General features: G+C 67.0%; 18 protein-coding genes. 10 read left to right on the top strand and 8 right to left on the bottom strand.

The genetic code is table 11. From position 1 onward, the window contains the following. Window positions 1-4: 4 nt before the first annotated feature. The 3 genes from G6N55_RS23100 (at window position 5) to pth (ending at window position 2264) form a co-directional block, all read left to right on the top strand. Window positions 5-874: an oxidoreductase gene (locus tag G6N55_RS23100; RefSeq protein ID WP_085219739.1), complete on the top strand. Its 870-nt coding sequence runs from the start codon at window positions 5-7 to the stop codon at window positions 872-874. A gap of 142 nt (window positions 875-1016) precedes the next feature. Further along, a complete protein-coding gene (locus G6N55_RS23095) occupies window positions 1017-1676 on the top strand; it encodes a 50S ribosomal protein L25/general stress protein Ctc (protein ID WP_085219741.1) in 660 nt (219 codons plus the stop codon). Window positions 1677-1688: 12 nt separating this feature from the next. After that, window positions 1689-2264 (top strand): aminoacyl-tRNA hydrolase, encoded by a 576-nt coding sequence (gene pth / locus G6N55_RS23090; protein WP_085219742.1) that lies wholly within the window; start codon window positions 1689-1691, stop codon window positions 2262-2264. A 75-nt stretch (window positions 2265-2339) separates the two neighbouring features. Here the strand turns inward: pth and G6N55_RS23085 are convergent, their stop codons facing one another. The 5 genes from G6N55_RS23085 to G6N55_RS23065 form a co-directional block, all read right to left on the bottom strand. Continuing rightward, window positions 2340-3977, bottom strand: coding sequence for a fatty acyl-AMP ligase (locus G6N55_RS23085; protein ID WP_085219743.1), 1638 nt, complete (start codon window positions 3975-3977; stop codon window positions 2340-2342). A 339-nt stretch (window positions 3978-4316) separates the two neighbouring features. Next, window positions 4317-5270, bottom strand: a complete 954-nt coding sequence (locus G6N55_RS23080; protein WP_085219744.1) for a 4-(cytidine 5'-diphospho)-2-C-methyl-D-erythritol kinase — start codon at window positions 5268-5270, stop codon at window positions 4317-4319. An 89-nt stretch (window positions 5271-5359) separates the two neighbouring features. After that, a complete protein-coding gene (gene rsmA, locus G6N55_RS23075; protein WP_085219745.1) occupies window positions 5360-6292 on the bottom strand; it encodes a 16S rRNA (adenine(1518)-N(6)/adenine(1519)-N(6))-dimethyltransferase RsmA in 933 nt (310 codons plus the stop codon). Continuing rightward, window positions 6256-7383 (bottom strand): resuscitation-promoting factor, encoded by a 1128-nt coding sequence (locus tag G6N55_RS23070; protein ID WP_197747369.1) that lies wholly within the window; start codon window positions 7381-7383, stop codon window positions 6256-6258. Before G6N55_RS23070 ends, rsmA begins: the two co-directional genes overlap by 37 nt. Before the next feature lie 143 nt (window positions 7384-7526). Beyond that, window positions 7527-8387, bottom strand: a complete 861-nt coding sequence (locus G6N55_RS23065) for a TatD family hydrolase (RefSeq protein ID WP_085219747.1) — start codon at window positions 8385-8387, stop codon at window positions 7527-7529. A gap of 18 nt (window positions 8388-8405) precedes the next feature. Here G6N55_RS23065 and metG point away from each other — a divergent pair, with 18 nt between their 5' ends. Both metG and G6N55_RS23055 read left to right on the top strand, forming a co-directional pair. After that, window positions 8406-9962, top strand: coding sequence for a methionine--tRNA ligase (gene metG, locus G6N55_RS23060; RefSeq protein WP_085219748.1), 1557 nt, complete (start codon window positions 8406-8408; stop codon window positions 9960-9962). 136 nt (window positions 9963-10098) lie between these two features. Beyond that, window positions 10099-10464 (top strand): PAS domain S-box protein, encoded by a 366-nt coding sequence (locus G6N55_RS23055; protein ID WP_085219891.1) that lies wholly within the window; start codon window positions 10099-10101, stop codon window positions 10462-10464. Window positions 10465-10484: 20 nt separating this feature from the next. Here G6N55_RS23055 and G6N55_RS23050 read toward each other — a convergent pair whose 3' ends face one another. The 3 genes from G6N55_RS23050 to G6N55_RS23040 all read right to left on the bottom strand — a co-directional run bounded on the left by G6N55_RS23050 (window position 10485) and on the right by G6N55_RS23040 (window position 14043). After that, window positions 10485-12464, bottom strand: a complete 1980-nt coding sequence (locus tag G6N55_RS23050) for a hypothetical protein (RefSeq protein ID WP_085219749.1) — start codon at window positions 12462-12464, stop codon at window positions 10485-10487. A 74-nt stretch (window positions 12465-12538) separates the two neighbouring features. Then, on the bottom strand, window positions 12539-13246 hold the full coding sequence (locus G6N55_RS23045; RefSeq protein ID WP_085219750.1) for a TetR/AcrR family transcriptional regulator: 708 nt from the start codon (window positions 13244-13246) through the stop codon (window positions 12539-12541). 119 nt (window positions 13247-13365) lie between these two features. Then, window positions 13366-14043 (bottom strand): TetR/AcrR family transcriptional regulator, encoded by a 678-nt coding sequence (locus G6N55_RS23040; RefSeq protein WP_085219751.1) that lies wholly within the window; start codon window positions 14041-14043, stop codon window positions 13366-13368. A gap of 461 nt (window positions 14044-14504) precedes the next feature. Between G6N55_RS23040 and G6N55_RS23035 the strand changes: the two genes are divergently transcribed. From G6N55_RS23035 to G6N55_RS23015, 5 genes are all read left to right on the top strand, one after another. After that, on the top strand, window positions 14505-15662 hold the full coding sequence (locus tag G6N55_RS23035; protein WP_085219752.1) for a PPE family protein: 1158 nt from the start codon (window positions 14505-14507) through the stop codon (window positions 15660-15662). 44 nt (window positions 15663-15706) lie between these two features. Beyond that, window positions 15707-16270, top strand: a complete 564-nt coding sequence (locus tag G6N55_RS23030; RefSeq protein ID WP_085219753.1) for a dTDP-4-dehydrorhamnose 3,5-epimerase family protein — start codon at window positions 15707-15709, stop codon at window positions 16268-16270. A 149-nt stretch (window positions 16271-16419) separates the two neighbouring features. Continuing rightward, window positions 16420-17928 carry a sugar transferase gene (locus G6N55_RS23025; protein WP_085219754.1) on the top strand — a complete coding sequence of 503 codons (1509 nt, stop codon included), beginning with the start codon at window positions 16420-16422 and terminating at the stop codon, window positions 17926-17928. A gap of 6 nt (window positions 17929-17934) precedes the next feature. Then, window positions 17935-19398 carry a flippase gene (locus G6N55_RS23020; protein WP_085219755.1) on the top strand — a complete coding sequence of 488 codons (1464 nt, stop codon included), beginning with the start codon at window positions 17935-17937 and terminating at the stop codon, window positions 19396-19398. Next, entirely contained in the window at window positions 19395-21335 is a 1941-nt protein-coding gene (locus G6N55_RS23015; protein WP_085219756.1) for a glycosyltransferase, read from the top strand. The genes G6N55_RS23020 and G6N55_RS23015 overlap by 4 nt, the downstream gene beginning before the upstream one ends. Window positions 21336-21344: the final 9 nt, after the last annotated feature.

Below are 21344 nucleotides of genomic sequence, written 5' to 3'. Positions count from 1 at the left end.
GGGCATGACCGACTGGACCGCTGCTGATCTACCGTCATTCGCCGGGCGCACCGTGATCGTCACCGGCGCCAACAGTGGGCTGGGTGCGATCACGGCCCGCGAGCTGGCCCGGGTCGGCGCCAACGTCATCCTGGCCGTGCGCACCCCGAGCAAGGGCGAGGCCGCCGCCGCTTCCATGACCGGTGACGTCGAGGTGCGCCGGCTGGATCTGCAGGACCTGGCGTCGGTGCGGCGATTCGCCGACGGGATCGACAAGGCCGACCTGCTGATCAACAATGCCGGCATCATGGCCGCCCCGTTCGCGCTGACCGCCGACGGCTTCGAGAGCCAGATGGGCACCAACCACTTCGGTCATTTCGCGCTGACCAACCTGTTGCTTCCCAAGCTCACCGACCGGGTGGTGACGCTGTCGTCGATGGCGCACTGGCCCGGCCGGATCGACTTCGAAGACCTCAATTGGAAGAACCGGCGGTATTCGGCCTGGCTGGCCTACAGCCAGTCGAAGCTGGCCAACCTGCTGTTCACCAGCGAGCTGCAGCGACGGCTCAAGCTGGCCGGTTCGTCGCTGCGCGCCGTGGCGGCCCATCCCGGCTACTCGCACACCAATCTGCAGGGCGCCACCGGGCGCAAGCTGGGCGACGCGCTGATGGTGGCCGCCACCCGGGTGGTGAGCACCAGCGCCGATTTCGGCGCGCAGCAAACGCTGTATGCCGCGTCGCAGGACCTGCCCGGTGACACGTTCATCGGTCCCAAATTCGGCTGGATTGGCCGGACCCAACCCGTCAGCCGCAGCCGGCAGGCACAGGATCCGACCACCGCGACCGCGCTCTGGGACGTGTCCGAGCAGCTCACCGGCACCAAATTTCCGCTCTGAGGCGCCGATGCGCTACCCTGGCCGGGCGTCACGGCGAGGGTGGCAGGCGTCTAGCCAGCACCGTTATCGACGGAGACCGACATATGTCGCGACCCTGGCCGTGCCTTGAGAACTCAGGTACAGAGCACACAGGAGCGACACGATGGCTAAGAAGTCCGCAGTCAACCAACTCACGGTCACGGTGCGAACCGAGACGGGCAAGGGCGCGTCCCGGCGGGCCCGCCGCGAGGGCAAGATTCCCGCTGTCCTCTACGGCCACGGCGCCGACCCCCAGCACCTGGAATTGCCCGGACACGACTTCGCCGCCGTGCTGCGCCACTCCGGTACCAACGCGGTGCTGACCCTGGACATCGCCGGCAAGGAACAGCTGGCCCTGACCAAGGCGCTCGACATCCACCCGATCCGCCGCAACATTCAGCACGCCGACCTGCTGGTCGTGCGTCGCGGCGAGAAGGTCGTCGTCGAGGTCACGGTCGTCGTCGAGGGTGAGGCCGGACCGGACACACTGGTCACCCAGGAGACCAACACCATCGAGATCGAGGCCGAGGCGCTGTCGATTCCCGAGCAGTTGACGGTGTCGGTCGAGGACGCCGAACCGGGCACCCAGTTCACCGCCGGACAGATCGCGCTGCCGTCGGGCGTCAACCTGATCTCCGACCCGGAGACGCTGGTGGTGAACGTGGTGAACGCGCCGACCGCCCAAGACCTCGAGGAAGAGGGCGCGGGCGAGACCGGCGAGGCCGCCGAAGCCGCCGAAGAGGAGGCCGGCGAAGCCGAGGCCTCCGAAGAAGAGTCCGAGTAGGCGGCCGTCGACGTGGCCGAACCGCTTTTGGTGGTCGGCCTGGGCAATCCCGGAGACAACTACGCCCGAACCCGGCACAACCTCGGGTTCATGGTTGCCGACCTGCTCGCCGCACGGCTGGGCTCAAAGTTCAAGGTGCACAAGCGCTCCGGCGCCGAAGTCGTCAGCGGCCGGCTCGCGGGACATTCGGTGCTGGTGGCCAAGCCGCGCTGCTACATGAACGAGTCCGGCCGCCAGGTCGGTCCGCTGGCTAAGTTCTACTCCGTGGCGCCGGCCGACATTGTCGTCATCCACGACGAACTCGACCTCGACTTCGGTCGCATCCGGCTCAAGATCGGCGGCGGCGAGGGCGGCCACAACGGGCTGCGTTCGGTGGCCTCGGCGCTGGGCACCAAGGATTTTCAGCGGGTCCGCATCGGGATCGGGCGTCCGCCCGGACGCAAAGACCCGGCGGCGTTCGTGCTGGAGACATTCACCGCCGGCGAGCGGCCGGAGGTCCCCGCGATCTGCGAGCAGGCGGCCGACGCCACCGAGCTGCTGATCGAACTGGGGCTAGAGCCCGCGCAGAACCGCGTGCACGCCTGGTAGTCCGGATTCAGTGGGCGTCCAGGGTGGCGCTGATCGGCGTGTCGCCGCCCTCAGCGCACACTCGGCGCCGAAGCGCTACCTGGTGACCAGGGTGACGGAGTTGGACCGGCGCAGCTTGCCCGACGGCGTCTTCGGGATGGTCCCAGGACCCAGCACCACGACGTTGCGGGGCCGCATGTCGACCTCTTTGAGCACCTCGCGGGCGACCTCGTGCTCCATCCGGCGCACCTCGGCCGGGTCCTGGAAGGCGTTGGACTCGACCGCGACCGCGAACGTCTCGCGGGAGTGTCCGGCGTCCAGGCGGACCGCCACGGCGCAGCCGGGGCGGACACCGTCGACGCGGCAGGCGGCCCGCTCGATGTCGGTCGGGTAGATGTTGCGGCCGGCCATGATGATGACGTCCTTGACGCGGCCGCAGACCACGATGTGGCCGTTCTCGTCGATGTAGCCGAGGTCGCCGGTGTCATACCAGCCGTGCTCGTCCTGCGCGGAGATGAAACCGCCCATGGTCAGGTAGCCCGGGGTCAGCGACTCACCGCGCAGCTCGATGACGCCGACACCACGCGGGGCCATCACGTTGCCCTGCTCGTCGATGATGCGGGCCTCGAGGTCCTTCAGCAGCGGGCCGAGCGTGGCCAGGCGGCGGGTGTTGCCCTTGGTGGCGGGCACGGCCCGGCGCAGCGCGGCCAGCAAGTCGGCGTCCACCTCGTCGACGACGAGACCGGCGTTGCACTCCGAGAACGACACGGCCAGCGTCGTCTCGGCCATGCCGTAGGCCGGCAGGATCGCCGACGACTTCAGGCCGAACGGCTTACCCGCGTCCAGCAGGTCCTCGACGTCGGCGGGCTCGACGGGCTCGGCGCCGGACAGCGCGAAGCGCAGGGTGGACAAGTCGAAGTCACCCGGCTTGGCGTTGCGGCGCAGCCGCTTGGCCAGCAGCGCATAGGCGAAGTTAGGCGCCGCGGTCATGGTGCCCTTGTACTTGTCGATCAGCTTGGCCCACAGCAGCGCGTCGCGCAGGAAGTCCATCGGCGTGACCTTGACCAGCTCCGCGCCGAAGTACATCGGGATGGTGAGGAAGCCGACCATGCCCATGTCGTGGAAGCAGGGCAGCCAGCTGACCATCACGTCGTTGTCGATGTCGTACTGCGCGCCGATGAACATCGCCTCGGCGTTGGAATAGATGTTGCGGTGGGTGATCTGGACGGCCTTCGGCGAGCCGGTCGAGCCGGACGTCAGCTGCATCAGCGCCAGATCGTCCTCGCCGACCTCGATGGGGTCGATCGGTTCCGACGCGAGCAGGTCGGCGACGGTGAGGACTTTGATGCCCTTCTCTTCCAGCACCGGGATGGCGACCAGGAAGGGCTCGGAGACGATGACGACCTTGGCCTCGATCATGCCGATGACGTTCATGGTGTCCTCGGCCCACACGGCCAGGTCCGTGCGTGGGGTGGGCTGGTGGAGCATGGTCAGGCTGGCCCCGCGCAGCCATAACCCTTGAGCAGTGGGGGCGATCTCTACCGGGAAGCCGGCGAGCACCCCGACGGCGTCGCCGAGCCCGATGCCGGCGGCGGCCAGGCCGCCCGCGATGCAGCGCGCGCGCTCGTGGACCTCGCCCCAGGTGTGCCGAACAGGTGCGTGGGGTTCACCGGTGACCATGCCCTTCTTCGAGACGTGGGCATTGTGGATCATCTTCTCGGTAAACCTGCTCACGCAAACCTCCTCGGTTCCGGCGCTATCCCCAAGACCCGGATTTTCATGTTCCGCTCGTCAGGCAACACTTTGCAGCAGGCACGCGAGCACAGTTGGGAAGCGGTTAGATCTCGAAATAGCGACTGGTCAGCAACGCCGTATCCGGTTGCCCGATCGGCACGACGACCCCGACCCGCCGAGCCCGGCCGGCATCGACCAATCGGCCGTCCACCGCGACTCCCGGCGGACGGCCGGACCGAATGCTCGAGCTGATCGATAGTCGTCACCGCGAGTTATCTTAAACTCCTCTTAAGTAACAACCCACCATTTCGGCAATTTGAGTCGGATTTCACAGCATGTTCAGTCGTCGGTCATCGGCGTCGGGACCACGCGGGCGCCCGGCACCGGACCGCTGGCGACCCGCACCGTGCGGCACACACCGGCCCCCGACAGCCGCGTACCGACATCGACCGCCGAGGCCGCTGACGTGCAGAGAAACGCGCACGTCGGGCCGGAACCGGAGACGATCCCGGCCAACGCACCCGCCTCCTCGCCGGCGCGCAGCGTACGCCGCAGCGCCGGACTCAGGCTCACCGCCGCGTCCTGCAATTCGTTGCCTAGCAACGGCGCCAGCTGCTCGGGATCGCCGGTGGCCAACGCTGCCAGCACCGGCCCGGGCTCGCCGAGCCGCGGCGTGTCCGCGGCTTCCCGGAGCCGGTCGAGTTCGCCGAACACCTTGCGCGTGAGCAGCTCGCCGTAGGCGAAGGCCAGCACCCAGTGGAAGGTATTGCGGGACAGCACGGTGGCCAGCTCCTCGCCCCGGCCGGTGCCCAGCGCCGTGCCGCCGTGCAGGGCGAACGGCACGTCGCTGCCCAGCCGCGCGGCCAGCATGCGCAGATCGCGGCGCGGGACGTTGAGTTCCCATAGCGAGTTGATCGCGACCAGCACCGCCGCGGCATCCGCGCTGCCACCGGCCATGCCGCCGGCCACCGGGATGGATTTGTCGATCATGATCGAGACGTCGGGCGCGCGGCCGACGTGCTCTGCCATCAGCTCGGCGGCCTGCCAGGCCAGGTTGCGTTCGTCGGTGGGCAGCTTGTCGGCCCCCTCGCCGACGAGCTCGAGCGACAAGACGTCGGCGTTGCGCACCGTCAGCTCGTCGAGCAGCGAGACGGCCTGAAACACCGTCGTCAGCTCGTGATAGCCGTCCTCGCGGCAATCGCCGACCGCGAGGTACAGGTTGACCTTTCCGGGCGTGCGAACGGTGACCGACCCGGTGGGCACCCACTGCGCAGCGGTGTTGCCGTCAGCCATCCGCAATCACCCAGCCAACCTCCGCCACCGCAGCAGACTATCGCTGCGGGCACCCAACCACACGCAACCGCGCCTTACAAACGCCGCAGTCAGCCGCCGGAGGCCTGCGGTTGCGCCGGGTCCCCGGAGCGACGCAGCAGCCGCACGAAGTCGTCGATGGACAACGTCTCGCCGCGGCGGGAGGGATCAATGCTGGCCGCCAGCAATCGATTTGCCGACTCGTTGCCCGAGCCCGCCCACTCTGAGAACGCGTTGCGCGACGTCTTGCGCCGTTGGGCGAAGGCGATATCGACCAATTCGAAGACCTGGCGCCGGAAGGCGTCGTCGGTGGGCCACGGCGCGGTGTCGTACCGGTCGATGCGGACCAGCCCGGAGTAGACGCGGGGCACCGGCCAGAAGACGTTCGGCGAAACCATGCCGCACCGGCGAACCCGGCCGAAGAAACGCACCTTGACGCTGGGCACGCCGTATTCCTTGCCGCCCGGCTCGGCGGCCAGCCGCTCGGCGACCTCCGCCTGCACCATCACGGTCATGGTCGCAATGGACGGAAATTCGGCCAGCAGATGCAGCAGCGCCGGGACCGCGACGTTGTAGGGCAGGTTCGCGACGACGGCGTTCGGCGCTTGACCATGTTCAACGGCCAGCTCGTCGCGCCGCAGGTTCAGCACGTCGCGGTTGAGCACGGTCAGCCGTTGGATCTCGCTGTGCGAGTGCTCGCCGACGGTCTGCGGCAGCCGCTCGGCAAGCACCGGGTCGATTTCGATGGCGGTGACCGTGGCGCCGCGGTCGAGCAGCGCCAGCGTGAGCGAGCCGAGACCCGGGCCTACCTCCAGGACGTGGTCGGCGCGACCGATTCCGGAAGTCGAAACGATCCGCCGGACCGTGTTGGCGTCGTGGACAAAATTCTGGCCCAACGATTTTCGTGGCCGAAACTCAAGTTCTTTGGCCAGCCGCCTGATATCGGTGCGTCCGAGCAGCTGGATCGTCAGCGTGCACCGGCTCTTCCGCTGCACACCGGCCACGCGCCCCAACCCTGACGCTCCCTGGTCACCTCGGCGACGGTGATCTGCTCGTCGCGGCTGGCGAGGTCGGCACGCGGGGCAAATCGCAACCCGCCGTTGCGCTCCCAGGTGCTTTGGTCGAACTGCACGCCGCCGTAATAGCCGTTGCCGGTGTTGATCGCCCAGTTTCCACCGGCCTCGCAGCCCGCGATCGCATCCCAGATGGATCCGTCGGTCACCGGGGGCACCTCGGTACCGGGTTTGGTACCCACCCGCACCACGGAGTCGCGGGCGGGCGCGATCACGATGTTCGCGATCGGCAGCCGACCGGTCTCCACGCCGTTGACCGTGACCACCGCATACGTGACGTCCTGCGTGCCCGGGCTACCCGGATCTTCGACCACCTGGCGGCTCATGTTCATGTCGGGGTCTTCGACCTTGCGCGCGTTGGGCGGCAACGGGATTCGCTCGGTGACCTTCTCGATGCGGTTGCGCGTCACCTGAATCTGCATGCCGTCGACGATCGGCGCCGTCGCGGCGGGCGCCACCTGGTCACTGTCCTGCAGCGGCACGCCGGCGGCATTGAGCAATCCCGCGACGTTCGGCGCCGGCAGGTGCACCATGCGGATCGTGCCGCCGTCGTTGATCTGGACGGTCTTGGCGCTGACAACCGGGAGGGCCATGCCGGCCAGCGGAACCCGGCTGGCGCGCGAGGCGGCGGCGGGGGCGGTGTCGGTCATCGCTAGTTGGGCCAGCGCCTCGTCGACGGTGGATGCCGTCGTCCACACCTGCTTGGTGTCGCGGCCGTCGAGCGAGATCTGCAACGGGCGGCTTCGCCTCAGCGTGATCTTGTCGGCATTGTGAATCTGGACATCGGCGGCGGGATACAGATCGTCGCGCTGACCTACGACGTAGCCGTTCTCTTCGACGATGTCGATGACTTTCGACTTCATCGTCGTCACCCGCATCGCGATGCCGTCGACGGTCAACGTCACCGTCTTGGATACCGAGACCGCGAAGCCACCGGCGAATGCGAGTACCAGAAGGAGTCCGCCGACTATCAGGCGCAGCATCGGCGACGGGGTCTGATGAAGCCTTGTCAATACAGTCAACGCGCGTCTACCCCGACCTCAGCAACCACTTAACGACCTACCCGGCAGCATTAGACAACAGTGCAACAAACCAACGATTCGATCACAAGACGGTAACGAACCGGTCAACCTGGAGCAACTCCGGCACGAATGTGTTGTGCAGATCACCCGTCCGATTCGGCGAGTCCGTAGACCCGCCGGGCGTTGCCGGTCGTGACTTGCGCCAGCTCGTCGGCTGGACGATCGACCACTTCCGCGATCGCTCGAACAGTATAAGGAAGGCAATACGGCTCATTGGGTGCGCCACGATAAGGATGCGGTGTCAAAAAGGGCGCGTCCGTTTCCACCAGCAGCAGTTCGGCCGGAATCAATGGCACGGCTTCGCGCAGCGCGTGCGCATTACGGAAGCTCACCGTGCCGGACAGGCTGATGAACCACCCGGCGTCGACACAGCGGCGGGCCATGGCGGCGTCCGAGGAAAAGCAGTGAAAGATCACGGTGTCGGGCGCACCCTCGGCGTCCAGCACTTCGAGCACCGCGGCGTCGGCGTCCCGGTTGTGAATCATCAGCGGTTTGCCGCACCGCTTGGCCAGGTCGATGTGCCAGGCGAAGGCCTCTCGCTGCACATCGGGCGCGGCGCAACCGCCCAGCCGGCCGGGCCAGTACAGGTCCATGCCCGTCTCGCCGACGGCCACCACGCGCGGGTCGGCCACCAGCCGCTCGATCTCGGCGCGAGCGTCGTCGTCGAGCGCGTTGGCGCGCGTCGGGTGCAACGCCACCGCGGCGTATACCCGTGGATCCCAGCCGGCCGCCCGGACCGCCCAGCGCGCCGAGTCCAGATCGTCGGCGATCGTCACGACGGCGCTCACTCCGACCGCCGCGGCACGTTCGACGATGGCCACCACACCGTCGGCGTCATCGGCACCGCAGGCGTCGAGGTGAGTGTGCGCATCGATCAGCGGCGCCAACGGCTCCGGCGCGGGCGGTGCTTCTCGTTTACCAGGTCGGCTGGAGCTCACGCGCACACAATAGGGTGAATCTCGATGAGGCCCTATTACGTCACGACTGCGATCGCGTATCCAAACGGTGCGCCGCACGTGGGTCACGCCTACGAATACATCGCGACCGACGCGATCGCCCGCTTCAAGCGGCTCGACGGTTTCGACGTGCGCTTCTTGACCGGCACCGACGAGCACGGCCAGAAGGTCGCCGAGACCGCGGCCGCCGCGGGCGTGCCGACCGCCGAGCTGGCCCGGCGCAATTCCGATGTGTTCCAACGCATGCAGGAAGCGTTGAACATCTCGTTCGACCGCTTCATCCGCACCACCGACGCCGACCACCACGAGGCGTCCAAGGAGATCTGGCGGCGCATGCAGGCCGCCGGAGACATCTATCTGGCCACCTATTCGGGGTGGTACTCGGTGCGCGACGAACGGTACTTCAGCGACTCGGAGACCGAGGTGGTCGACGGCACCCGCATCGCTACGGAGACGGGCGCCCCGGTGACCTGGAGCGAGAAGGAGCAGACGTTCTTCTTCCGGCTCTCGGCGTACACCGACAAGCTGCTGGCCCACTACGAAGCCAACCCCGACTTCATCGGTCCCGAGGTGCGCCGCAACGAGGTCGTCAGCTTCGTCTCCGGTGGGCTGACCGATTTCTCGATCTCGCGCACCACGTTCGACTGGGGCGTGCAGGTGCCCGACCACCCCGACCACGTCATGTACGTCTGGGTCGACGCGCTGACCAACTACCTCACCGGCGCCGGATTCCCCGACACCGACTCGGAGTTGTTCCGCCGCTACTGGCCCGCCGATCTGCACATGATCGGCAAGGACATCATCAGATTTCACGCGGTCTACTGGCCGGCGTTTCTGATGTCGGCCGGAATCGAGCTCCCGCGAAGGGTTTTCGCGCACGGGTTTCTGCACAACCGCGGCGAGAAGATGAGCAAGTCGGTGGGCAACACCATCGACCCGGTGGCGCTGGCCGACGCGTTCGGCGTGGACCAGCTGCGCTACTTCCTGCTGCGTGAGGTGCCGTTCGGTCAGGACGGCAGCTACAGCGAGGAAGCCATCATCAACCGGATCAACACCGATCTGGCCAACGAGCTGGGGAACCTGGCCCAACGGTCACTGTCGATGATCGCCAAGAACCTCGACGGGGTGATGCCCGAACCCGGCGAATTCACCGCCGCCGACACCGAGCTGCTCGATCGCGCCGACTCGTTGCTGGAGCGGGTGCGGGCCCACTTCGACGACCAGGCGATGCACCTGGCGCTGGAAGCGATCTGGCTGATGCTGGGCGAGGCAAACAAGTACTTTTCGGCCCAGCAGCCGTGGGTGTTGCGCAAGAGCGACTCCGAGGCGGATCAGGTGCGCTTCCGCACCGTCCTGTACACCACCTGCGAGGCGGTCCGCATCGCGGCACTGCTGGTTGCGCCGGTCATGCCGGAGTCGGCCGGCAAGCTGCTGGACCTGCTCGGGCAGTCCGACGACCAGCGGACGTTTGTCGCGATCGCCGCGCGGCTAATCCCTGGCACGGTATTGCCGGCGCCCACCGGCGTGTTCCCCCGGTATCAGCCGGCTTCCGAAGACGAGTAAGCGGAGGCGAAAAAGAAATGGCAGTAAACCGCCGACAGCGCACGCGTTGGGAAATATGTGCAACATGACCTCTGGCATAGACCATAATCGGCCTGTGGAGCGACGACAGAATCGGCACCAGAACAATCAATCGCCGATGACTACCCTGAAGCAGTTGCCCGCCTTGGTGGTTTTGGAACGAATTCCGGTCCCGGTGCTGGCGGTCGGCGACGACGGCGCGATCTTGTTCACCAACACCGCATTTGCGGAAATGGTGGGCTACGAGCCGGAAGAGGTGTTGGCGCTTCGCTTCGAAGCAGTTTTCCACCAAGCACCCGACTCGGAATCCTCGCTACTGTCGCTCGTTCATGCCCTGGCGAACATGGTCGTCGAATTGGCCCACAAAGACGGCTCGGTCGTGCGCGCGCTGATGAGCAAGTCGGTGGGTATGCGGGCCGACGACCGATTCGCCCTGGCGACCTTCCAGGATTTGACCGAGCAGTTGTGGGACGACGAGCGCTAGCGTCCCGTTAAGCCCGGTGATCAGCGCCTGGCCCGCAGCACGACCACTCCGGCACCGATGACGGTCACCGCGAGCCAGGCGCCGCCCACCCACCAGAGCCACCCCAGGTCCGAGTGTTCCTCGGGCGCGGCGGCGACCAGACCGGCCGTCGGTGAGTGTTCGATGGTCACCGGCTCTTGTCCGGCCACGGCCACCACCGCGACACCCTTGAGCCGCTGCCAGTGCTTGCTGTCGCTGCCAACCCACCTGATCAGCTCGTCGACCTGAGCAGAAGTGCCGTTGGACGTCGCGACCAGCAGTGACCGGCCACGGTTGAAAACCGTTTGGAGAGAACCGAATTTCATCGTTGGATCCAGCGAGAGCGTCGTCGGCTTGCCGTCGGCCGTGTAGGCGTTGACGGTGATCGGCCCGCTGGGCCCCGCCGACACCGGCAGCACCACATTGGAGTGGTTCCACCCGTCGGCCGAAATCAGGATCGCGGGATTCGACGAATCGATGGCCTGCTGCACGCTCGTCACGTGGGTGTAGATCGGTATCGAGCTGATGCGCTGCAGTCCCACCGCCAGGTTGACGGCGCGGATGGTGTCCGGCAGCGAGTGCGCCTCGATGCCCACCTGGATCCGGGGCATCAGCGCTTGCGGCAGCGACTGGAAGCCGTCGGGCACCGGCGGAGCCGCGGGCTTGCTCTCAATTGTGGTGTCGCCGTTGATGTTCAGCGTCAGCAGCTGGTTGCCGGGCCCGGCGGTGTAGAAGTCTCCGCAGTGTCCGACATTGCCCGCCACATCGAGCACCACATCAAGGTTGGTGTATCGCTGCAGCAACCGATCGGGCACGTCCACCCAGCGGTCGATGGTGCCGTGACCGTCGGTCGGGAAGTGATCGATGACTTCCGGGCCGACGTTGACGGTCACCTGACCGCCGATGTTGGACGGGGTCGGGGTGTAGGAGCCCTGCAGATGCACGCGCACGCCGCGGATGGATCTGCCGAACCGGGTCTGGTCCAATCCGATGGACACCCGAGGTTGCAGCTGGGTCGAATTGGCGACGGGCTGCCCGAGGTCGCGGATCGTCGTATTGTCGCCGGGCAGTTGCGGATTGGGCTTCAGTTGATCGACCACGGCCTTGGACGAAACCGCCAGCTGGGAGAGGTCGTTGAACAGCACGGCGGTGTCGGATTCGTCGGCTTCCCCGAGCGGTCCGGACATCAGCAGCCAGGTCGCGGCCCCGGAGCCTTGCAGGGCCAGCCCGTTGTCAGATCCCTCTTTGACGACGATCTGGCGTTCCAGGGATTGCGGCGGTGCCGGCGGCGCCACCTGTCCCTCGGGCAACGGGACGACGACGATCTCGGGGTTCTGCCGGCCATAGCGCGAGGCGGCCGAGGCGGCCAGTTGAATCGCGGTGTCGGACTCGGACGTCGACGGCGATTGCGGCAGGTAGATGCTCAGCTTCTTCAACACCGGCGGCAAGAAGTGCGCCACCGTCGTGGGCAGCTGCTCGACGCCGGTGTAGGTGATCGTCGGGCTGGACAGGCGCAGCGGGCTGTCCTGGTACAAGCAATATCCATCCAGCGGCACCAGGTAGGTGCGCAACGTCAACGTGAGCCAGTTGTCGACCACTTCCGCACCCGCCAGCGGGATGACGAGCGGCGCCTGGTCCGCACCCGGCAGGTTCAGCCTCGCGAGGGTGCGCTGGTCCTGGCTCACGGTCAGCGTCCCCGCGCGCAGATTGATCGGCAGTTCGACGGTGGCGTTCAGTGCGCTCGGCGTCAGGCCGCGCAGCACCGGCACGGTCAGTACCTGCGTGCTGGTCAGGCCCCAGAACTCCAGGCTGGGGGCCGACCCGAGGTCGGCAAGCGACAGCGTCAGCGATTCCGTCGTCGTACCCGCATCCGAGGGTGCGGCGCCCGACGGTGGGGCGCTCAAGACCAGGAAACCAATCACACCGGCCAGAGCTGCAAGTCTGGCTACATACTTCCGGTACACCACCGGAACAGTATGCATTCTTTCGGTACGTTGTCGAAACGGCACGCACTTGACGTGGCGGACCGTCGTCCGCGCCGGGCATTTGCCCGGGTTCACCCGATTTCCGAGACGGCGGCGGTATCGGGGCGCGTCGCCACAGGCCGGGAATGACGCATGGCCTCGCGCGAAAGGAACTGGCGGAAGTACGGCAGCGACGCTTCCGAGACGATGCCGGGGAGCAGCAGTTCCCACACCCGGGCCAAGCGCTCGAGGTCACCGGTGGCGCCGGTATCCGTACCGAGTCCGGCTATCGCATCGGCCAGCACCCGCGTCCCGAACATGGCGCCGAAGATCGCCTCGCTGACCCATTCGGGATTGAGATCCTGCCGCAGGTCACCCTCCGCGATCGCCCGCCGGGCCTCGCCGGCCAGCTGCTCGACCATCGCCGCGCAGAAGCGTCCCGCCGCTTCGTTGAAACCGCGCAATGTGCAGGTCAGCTGCTCGGCGGCGCGGGCGGTCTCGTCCGAGCCCAGCATCCCGACGGTGGTGAACGTGCCGTGCAGCAGGTTTTCCAGCCCCGGCGACGCCTTCCCGCACACGTTGCGGAACGCGTTGAGCAGCGTCTCGGCGCCCTCCTCGATGATGGCCGACGCCAGGGACTCTTTCGAGTCGAAGTGGTGGTAGAGGGCGCCTTTGGTCATCCCGGTGCGCTCGATGATGGTGCCCCAGCCCGCGGCCGGATACCCGACCTCGCCGAACACGTCGATGGCGGCGTTGAGGATCTTTCGCCTGGTGACCTCGGACCGAACCTGGCGCGCCATTACCCCTGTTCCTCCGGAGTTTCATCGGGTGCGCAGATTGGGTGATCTCGTCTCACATTGCGCTGCAACAGAATCAAGATTAACAGCAGTCGCAAGTCCGGCCGGGACGTCAGGCCTGGTTACGAGGAATCGGCGGGGGTTGAACTGCTGTTGATCGCCAGCGCGGCACGTCGCCTCAGGAATTGCCGGAAGTAGTCGCCCCGGTCGGGTTGCAGGATCCCGGCCAGCAGCAGGCCCCAGCACTTCTCGAGGTCCAGCAGGAACCGTTCCGGATCGTCCAGATTGCTGGTCTTGCGCAGCCCCATGTGCAGGGACACCATCATGCGTCCGACGTCCAGCGGTTCACACCGTTCGTCGACGTCACCCTCGGCGATCGCCTGCGCAACGACGTCGGCCAGCGCCTTGACCCACTGCTCCAGCAGCCTCTCCTGCAGGCCTTCCGAACGCCCGACCGACTCGATCAGGTTCAGTCCCGCCCTGACGCGATCGGTCTTGATGTCCTGGATGGCGATCAGGTACGAGAAGTCGATCAGGGTCTCCAGGCCGGAAAGTCCCCGCGTGACCAGGTCCTGGACGGCCACGGTGCCGGCTTCGGTCTGCGTGTCGATGATCGCGACCGCCAGGGCGTGCTTCGACCGGAAGTGGAAGTACATCGCGCCCTTGGTCAGTTCCGCCTCGGCGAGGATGTCGTCGAGGCCCACCTCGTGGTAGGCCCGCCGTGCGAACTGGTGCGATGCGGCGCGCAGGATGTGTCGGCGGGTCGCATCGGCCCGCCCGTCGGTTGAGTGGCTCGTCATCGAAACGGACAACTCGACTCTCCGGCATCGGTAGATAGCCGATCAACGCTGGTCGGCGGGAGCAACCCGGCGCCAACACCGGACCCCACTGGGCAAGCGGGGCCCTGACCTGGGTTGATCGCCTTCACGTCGATGATGCCTTCCTCGAGCAGGGCACACACCTCGGCTCTTGAGCGGTTTGCGCAAACACGCACCGCGATTCCCGGGACGACATTTGAACTGACTACGAGGTTAGCAGCACGGGCCCCGAATTAACGGTCGCGTTCATACCAGGCTCGATACTTGTAGTCAGCATCACTCCCCACTTCCTTGACCATTAGTATGTTTTCTAGGTTATTATCAACTCGTCAGTTTGTTGGCAGGAACCTCTCGGGGATGGGAAGCACATGTTGGTCGTCACCACTGAGCTGGTCGCCCCGGCCGTAGCGGCCCGCGCGGCCCGCTGACACGAGGGATTCACGATGGACTTTGGCGCTTTGCCCCCGGAGATCAACTCCGCACGGATGTACGCCGGCCCCGGGCCGGCCTCGATGACCATGGCCGCGGTCGCCTGGACCAACCTGGCCACCGAGCTGCACTCGGCCGCAAGTTCTTACCGCTCGCTGATCTCGGGATTGACCACCGGACGGTGGCTGGGTCCCACGTCGCTGACCATGGCGTCCGCCTTCGGCCCCTATGTGGCGTGGATGTCGGGTGCGGCCGCGCGGGCCGAAGAGGCCGCTAGCCATGCCGCTCTCGCCGTCGAGATCTATGAAGCCGCCTTCGCGATGACCGTTCCGCCACCGGTGGTGACGGCCAACCGGGTTCAGCTCGCGACGCTGATGTCCACCAACTTCTTCGGCCAGAACTCGGCAGCGATCGCGGCCAACGAAGCCGAATACGGCGAGATGTGGGCGCAGGACGCCGCCGCGATGTACCAATACGCCGGAAACTCGGTGGCCGTCTGCGACGTCAGCCAGTTCAACCTTCCGCCCAAGGTCACCGATGACGCCGGGTTGGTCGCCCAGAGTAATGCGGTCGGCCAGGCCACGGCCGCCACCGGATTGCAGCACGCAGACCTGGCGAACCTGGTCGCCCAGGTGCCCTCCACGATGCAGTCGCTCACCACGCCCGCCACCGGCACCGTTTCGACGGGTACCAGCACCGCCGTTTCGGACACGCTGACCAACCTCGCGTCCCAGGTGCCCAACTGGCTGCCCAACTACCTCAACGCGGGCGCCACCCCGCTGTACGGAATGTCCTCCGTGCTGTCGATGGCCCAGACCGCGCAGGGTATGGCGCGCACCGCGGCCGAAAGCGCCGCCGCCGCCGCGCAAGGAGCCGCGTCGGGTGCGGCAAGTGCGGCCTCCTCGTTGCCGAACATCGGATCGGGCGTAATCGGCAGCCTCGGCACGGCGGCCCACCTGGGCCCGATGTCGGTGCCCACGGCCTGGACCAGCGTGATCCCGCCGACCCCGATGGCAGCCGCGGCGCTGCCCAACATCGCCCTCAACGGCAGCTCGATGCCGAACATGCTGGGCGGACTGCCGATGGCGCGTGGCACCGCACCGCGCACACCCCCGGTGCCTCGCTACGGGCTCATCCCCACCGCGATGGCCCGCCCGTTCGCCGCCGGATAAGTAAGAAGCCCTCCTATGAACGCCCCATACGGAAGGAGCGCTACGTGAAGTACACGCCAACGAAGGTTGCCGGCGTGACGATCGTCGACCTCGAACCGCAACGGGACCACCGCGGCTTCTCGTCACGTTCGTTCTGCGCCGACGAATTCAATCGCTACGGCCTGACTTTCAAGGTCGTCCAGACCGACGTGCTCTTCAACTACACCCGGGGCACCGTGCGGGGTCTGCACTTTCAATTGCCCCCGCACGCCGAATCCAGGCTGGTGCGCTGCACCCGCGGTGCCATTGCCACCGCCGTGGTCGACATTCGGCCCGAGGCACAGACTTTCGGCGATCACATGATGGTCGAGCTGAACGCCGACAATCACCGGGCGCTGTTCTTACCGCCCTACGTCGCGTACGGCTTTCAGACCCTGACCGCCAACACCGAAGTCAACTACCAGATCAGCAGCCACCGCGAGGTGGCCGACGAACAGGGATTGCGTTGGAACGACGCGGAATTCGGAATCGAATGGCCGCTGCCAGTCACCGTCATCTCCGAGGAGGACGCGAGCTGGCCCGCGTATGCGCCCCGGCCCGCGCCGGTTGTGAGCGCAGCATCATGCTGAGGGGTGCCGCCATTGCGCCGGCTCTTCAGGTGACCTACCCGTCATGTGCGAACTAAGGAAGCCGCGCGATGATCATGCCAATGGCTCCGGCGCCGTCCGCGACGGCGTTCCGCCCCAACCAGCCACCGTATAAGCGAAAGCCAGCAGGGATGATCTCGTTGCCGGGTGGTCGACTTCCTGGTTCGGCATTGGCCGCCCAGTCGGTGGCGGTACCCAGCGCCACCGTCGTGCGGCGCTGGCAGAACCTGTACGCGGGACGGCTGCGGGTCAGCGACACGCTGATCGTGTCGGGATCGGTCATGCTCGCCCAACTCGTCCGGTTCGGGGAATCCCCGGCCCGCACCTCGGCCTACTCGGGCCCGGTGATGACGATGTTCTCGATCCTGTTCGCGGCGCTGTGGCTGTCGTCGCTGGCGGTATTCCAGACACGGTCTCCGCGCATCATCGGGGCGGGCATCGACGAGTACCGGCGGATCGGCAGCGCGTCCTTCTGGACCTTCGGCATCATCGCCATGGTCACCCTGCTCGCCAAGGTCGACCTGGCCCGTGGTTACCTGGCGATCGCGCTTCCCGCAGGCACACTCGGCTTGCTGGCCAGCCGCAGCCTGTGGCGCCAACACCTCGGCAGCCTGCGGGCGCGCGGCCAGTGCCAGACCAAGGTGCTGGCGGTCGGCGACCGGCAGGCGGTCACGCACCTCGCGCACGAACTGGCCCGCAATCCCCGGGCGGGCTGCGTCGTGGTCGGGGTCTGCATTCCCGGATACGGCCCGTCGCGCGGCAACACCCTGGTGGTCGATGGCCGCGAGGTCCCGATCCTGGGCGACGAAAGCCACGCCGTGGCCGCGATCGACCGGTGCGGTGCGGACACCGTGGCGGTCACCCGGACCGAGCACTTCGGTGTCCGCGGGATCCGAGAGCTGATGTGGCAGTTGGAGACCAAGGACGTCGACCTGGTGGTCTCCCCCGGCGTGATGGACGTCGCCGAAGCGCGACTGACCCTGCAGCTCACCGCCGGCCTGCCCCTGCTGCACGTCGAGAAGCCGCAATATGAAGGGACACAGCGCTTTCAGAAGCAGGCCTTCGACTTCTGCTTCGCGCTGGCCGCCCTGATCGCGACCGCGCCGGTGCTGATAGTCGCGGCGATCGCCGTCAAGCTGACCAGCAGGGGGCCCGTCTTCTACCCGTCCGAGCGCATCGGCATCGACGGAAACCCGTTCACGATGCTGAAGTTCCGCACCATGACCGACGGCGCCGACAAGCAAATCGAGCACCTGCTGGCGCACAACGAAAGCACCGGCGGCATGTTGTTCAAGATCCGCAACGACCCCCGGGTCACGCCGGTCGGCAGACTTCTGCGCCGCTTCAGCATCGACGAGCTGCCCCAGTTCATCAACGTGATCAAGGGCGACATGAGCGTCGTCGGGCCGCGGCCGCCGCTGCGCCGGGAGGTCGAGAACTACGACGGCGACGTCGCGCGCCGACTGCTGGTGAAACCGGGTGTCAGCGGGCTGTGGCAAGTGAGCGGCCGCTCGGATCTGTCCTGGGAGCAGTCGGTCCGGTTGGATCTGTCCTATGTCGACAACTGGTCGATGGCGGGTGACCTGATGATCATCGCCAAGACCGTGAAGGCCGTTCTCACCAGCCACGGCGCATACTAGGGAGTCATGACTGAGCCGACGGCACCCGGTGCGGTCGTCCCGTCAGTGCCGCTCCGGCGGATGGCTCACGCGTTCTCCATCCAGCTGATCTGTCGCGCGCTGGGGATGGTTGCCTCGGTGGTGTCGGTGGCGATGACCGCCCGCTATCTGGGTCCCAGCCGCTACGGCCTGCTCACCATGGCGGTCGCGTTCGTGGGGATGTGGACCAGCTTTGCCGATCTCGGTTTCGCCACTGTGATCGTGCGCCGGGTGACCTCCGGCCGCGGCGATCTCGAACGCCTCGTGCGGGTCAACAGCGGTATGGCCCTGGTCTATTGCGTTCCGCTGGCGCTGCTGGCGGCCGGATCGGGGTTGCTCGTCTATCACGACCGCGACGTGCGCGTGATGCTGGTGGTGCTGTCCGGCGGGCTGCTGCTGCAGACCATCACGACACGCTTCGAGCCGGTGTTCCTTGCCACCGTTCGCTTTTCGGCGGTGGCCATCTCCGACGTCACGGCCCGGACCGGCACGTTGGCCATGGTCGCCTACCTGGTGTCGCAGCACGCGAACGTCGTCTGGTTCGCGGTAGCCCAACTCATCCCGCCCGCGGTGCAATTGCTGATCCAGGGCATCGCCGCGACGCGGCACATCTCGGTGCGCCCGGTCTTCGCACGCGGCGAGGCCGTCGATCTGCTGCGCGAGACCCTGCCGCTGATCGGATTCATGGTGGTCGGGATCCTCTACACCAGAGCCGACGGTGTGATCCTGTCCTTGCTGAGCACCCACTCCGAGGTGGGCGTCTACGGGCTGGCCCTGACCATCGCGTTCAACACCATCGTGGTGTCGCTTATCTTCCTCAAGTCGACGCTGTCGACGGGCACCGAGCTGTATGCGCGAGACGTCGCGGCGTTCGCCGGCTTCCTGCGCCGCGGCGTCGAGCTGATGTACTTCGCGGCGGTCCCGATCGCGGTCGTCGGCACCCTGCTGGCCGGGCCGTTGATCGCGTTCTTCGGCGACCAGGCCTTCGTCGCCCGCGGGACGCCGACGCTGGCGTTGTTGTTCATCGCGGCAGCCCTTCGGTTCGTCGGCGGCACGCTCGGGCAGGGGTTGGTCGCCTCCCACCATCAGCGGGTGCTGTTCTGGCTGACCGTCGCCACCCTTGCCCTCAACGTCGCGCTGAACCTCGCACTCGCCGGGCGGTTCGGCGCCGTTGGACCCGGCGTCGCGCTGGTGTGCACGGAGCTGTTCAACATGGCGGTCTCCACCTGGTGGCTGCACCGGCACTGCGGTTACCGTACGCCGGTGATGTTCGTGCTGCGGCTCTTCATCCCGACGGGCGCGAGCGTCCTGGTGACACTGCTGCTTTCGGGTCACCAGGTGGTCCTGGTCCTGCTGGCCGCCGCGACCGCCTACCTGGCCACCAGCGCGGTGTTCGGCCCGATCACCTTCTCGGCATTGGCGTCGTTGCGTGGGAAGCAGTCGGCGGCATGACCCACGATGTGGACCGGGCATATCTGAAGCGCCCGGTTGACGGCACAGCGGCGCTGCCGGCGACACGGACGCTTGCGGTGCTGATCGTGGCGCACGACGCCGAGCCGCTCGAGCGGTGCCTGGCCAGCGTCACCGAGCACCTGCCGGAGCTGCCCGTCTATGTCTGGGCCACCGACCGCGAGGACTTGGCCGCACGGTACCCGTCGGTGCACTGGGTGTCGGGATCGGCGAATGTTGGCTTCGCAGCGGCGTTCAACATGCTGGTCGAGCACGCGCCGCCGGAAGCCGATCTACTGTTGTTGCGCGCCGATGCCCGCCTGCTGGGGCCGTTGAAGCGCACCCGAGAGCTGCTCGCTCGGCCGAACGTCGCAGCGGTCTCGCCGATGGCGCAGGACAGCACGGCGGCCGGCCTGCAGCCGTGGGACACCGTGACCCGCCGCCCCACCCTGGCCCGGGCGCTGGCGGCGGACGCGGGCTACTCCCACTCGAGGCGGGGCACGCCGATCTCCGCCCGCTACGCCCACCAGCCTCCCGAATCACAAAGTCTTGAAGGCGATTTGGACGGTACTTGCCTGGCGATCGACCGCGCGGCCTGGAACACCGTCGGCGGCTTCGACGAGGAATTCTTCAGGTACGGCGAGACGGCCGACTGGCAGGCCCGGACCCGTGCGGCGGGCTGGGCGCTGCTGCTGGCCGACGAACTCGGCGTCGATCGCGGTAACCCGATGCCCCGCAAGGGCGTCGAGCGCCGCCGCGATCTGGACTTGCTGCGCACCAACACGGCGCTGCTGCTCGAACACCACAAGAGCGTGCACCAGGCGGACCTGTATCTGGCCGGAACCACACTGCTGCAGCGCGTGCAGCGGTCCAGGCGTGAGGTGCCCGTCGACCGTCGCACCGAACTGCCGTCGATCGTGATCACCACCAACCGGCTGGTCTACGGCGGGGCTGAGCGGCAAAAGGCTTTGCTGGCAGCGGAATTGGATCGCCGCGGCTACTCGGTCACGATCGTCTGCGTGCAGCGGTTCGGCCCGTTGATCTCCGAGATTCCGCCGACCGTTCGGGTGGTGCGCCAGCCTTGGTGGGCGCCCGCCGTCGATATTCCCAAGGGTCCGGCAGTGCTGATCTCCGGCGACACGAACACCGAGACGGGATTCGCCACGTTGTGGCGCGCGGCCTCACCCGACCGGCGCTGGTTGGTCGCGCCGCACGTTCCTCCCGAGGATGACCGGCCTATCTACTCACGGCCGCTGACCGCGGCGATCCGCCGGGCGGACGGTATTATCGTTCTGGCGCAACGGCATTGGGACATGCTGATCGCACAGCATCGGCTGTCGGGACGGCGGTTCATCGCACCCAACGGCGTGGTCGCTCCGGGCGAACCGAGCAGGCGGATCCGGGCCGATGATGAACCCGTGCACTTGGTGATGCTCTCGCGCATCCTCGAGCACAAGAACCCGCACGTGCTCGTCGAGGCGCTGAGCGGACTCGCCGATATGCCTTGGCGGCTGTCGATTTTCGGTGACGGCCCCGATCGGGAACGACTGCAGGCGCGTACGCCCCCCGAGCTGCGCGATCGGGTGCACTGGCGCGGATGGTCTGCGGGCCCCGGGCCCGCCCTAAGCGACGCCGATCTGCTGTGCGTGCCGAGCCGCTCGGAGGCGTTCCCGCTGGTGATTCTGGAAGCGATGGCACGCGGGATACCCGTTGCGGCGTCGGCGATCTGCGCCGTCCCGGAAATGCTGAATTTCGGTAGAGCGGGGTTCGTCGTCGAGCCCGTGTCGGTGTCGGGATGGCGAGAACACCTGGGCCAAATCCTGGCGGACCCCGGCGCATTACCGACGGTGGGGCGGCTCGGCCTCGAGCGCATGCGCAAGCGCTACACGGTGGAGGCCATGACCGACGCCTATATCGACGCGATCGGGACGGTACTGTGAATTCGACTC

Source organism: Mycobacterium florentinum, from assembly GCF_010730355.1.
Lineage (GTDB): Bacteria > Actinomycetota > Actinomycetes > Mycobacteriales > Mycobacteriaceae > Mycobacterium > Mycobacterium florentinum.
The sequence above is the reverse complement of the archived record's forward strand: the minus strand, read 5'-3'. Positions and strand labels throughout refer to the sequence as shown.

Bases quoted from the DNA above. Each gene is read 5' to 3' on its own strand.
- G6N55_RS23100 (WP_085219739.1), top strand. From the start codon at position 5: ATGACCGACTGGACCGCTGCTGATCTACCGTCATTCGCCGGGCGCACC.
- G6N55_RS23025 (WP_085219754.1), top strand. From the start codon at position 16,420: ATGATCTCGTTGCCGGGTGGTCGACTTCCTGGTTCGGCATTGGCCGCC.
- G6N55_RS23055 (WP_085219891.1), top strand. From the start codon at position 10,099: ATGACTACCCTGAAGCAGTTGCCCGCCTTGGTGGTTTTGGAACGAATT.
- G6N55_RS23045 (WP_085219750.1), bottom strand. From the start codon at position 13,246: ATGGCGCGCCAGGTTCGGTCCGAGGTCACCAGGCGAAAGATCCTCAAC.
- G6N55_RS23080 (WP_085219744.1), bottom strand. From the start codon at position 5,270: ATGGCTGACGGCAACACCGCTGCGCAGTGGGTGCCCACCGGGTCGGTC.
- G6N55_RS23040 (WP_085219751.1), bottom strand. From the start codon at position 14,043: ATGACGAGCCACTCAACCGACGGGCGGGCCGATGCGACCCGCCGACAC.
- G6N55_RS23020 (WP_085219755.1), top strand. From the start codon at position 17,935: ATGACTGAGCCGACGGCACCCGGTGCGGTCGTCCCGTCAGTGCCGCTC.
- metG (WP_085219748.1), top strand. From the start codon at position 8,406: ATGAGGCCCTATTACGTCACGACTGCGATCGCGTATCCAAACGGTGCG.
- G6N55_RS23050 (WP_085219749.1), bottom strand. From the start codon at position 12,464: ATGCATACTGTTCCGGTGGTGTACCGGAAGTATGTAGCCAGACTTGCA.
- G6N55_RS23035 (WP_085219752.1), top strand. From the start codon at position 14,505: ATGGACTTTGGCGCTTTGCCCCCGGAGATCAACTCCGCACGGATGTAC.
- G6N55_RS23095 (WP_085219741.1), top strand. From the start codon at position 1,017: ATGGCTAAGAAGTCCGCAGTCAACCAACTCACGGTCACGGTGCGAACC.
- G6N55_RS23015 (WP_085219756.1), top strand. From the start codon at position 19,395: ATGACCCACGATGTGGACCGGGCATATCTGAAGCGCCCGGTTGACGGC.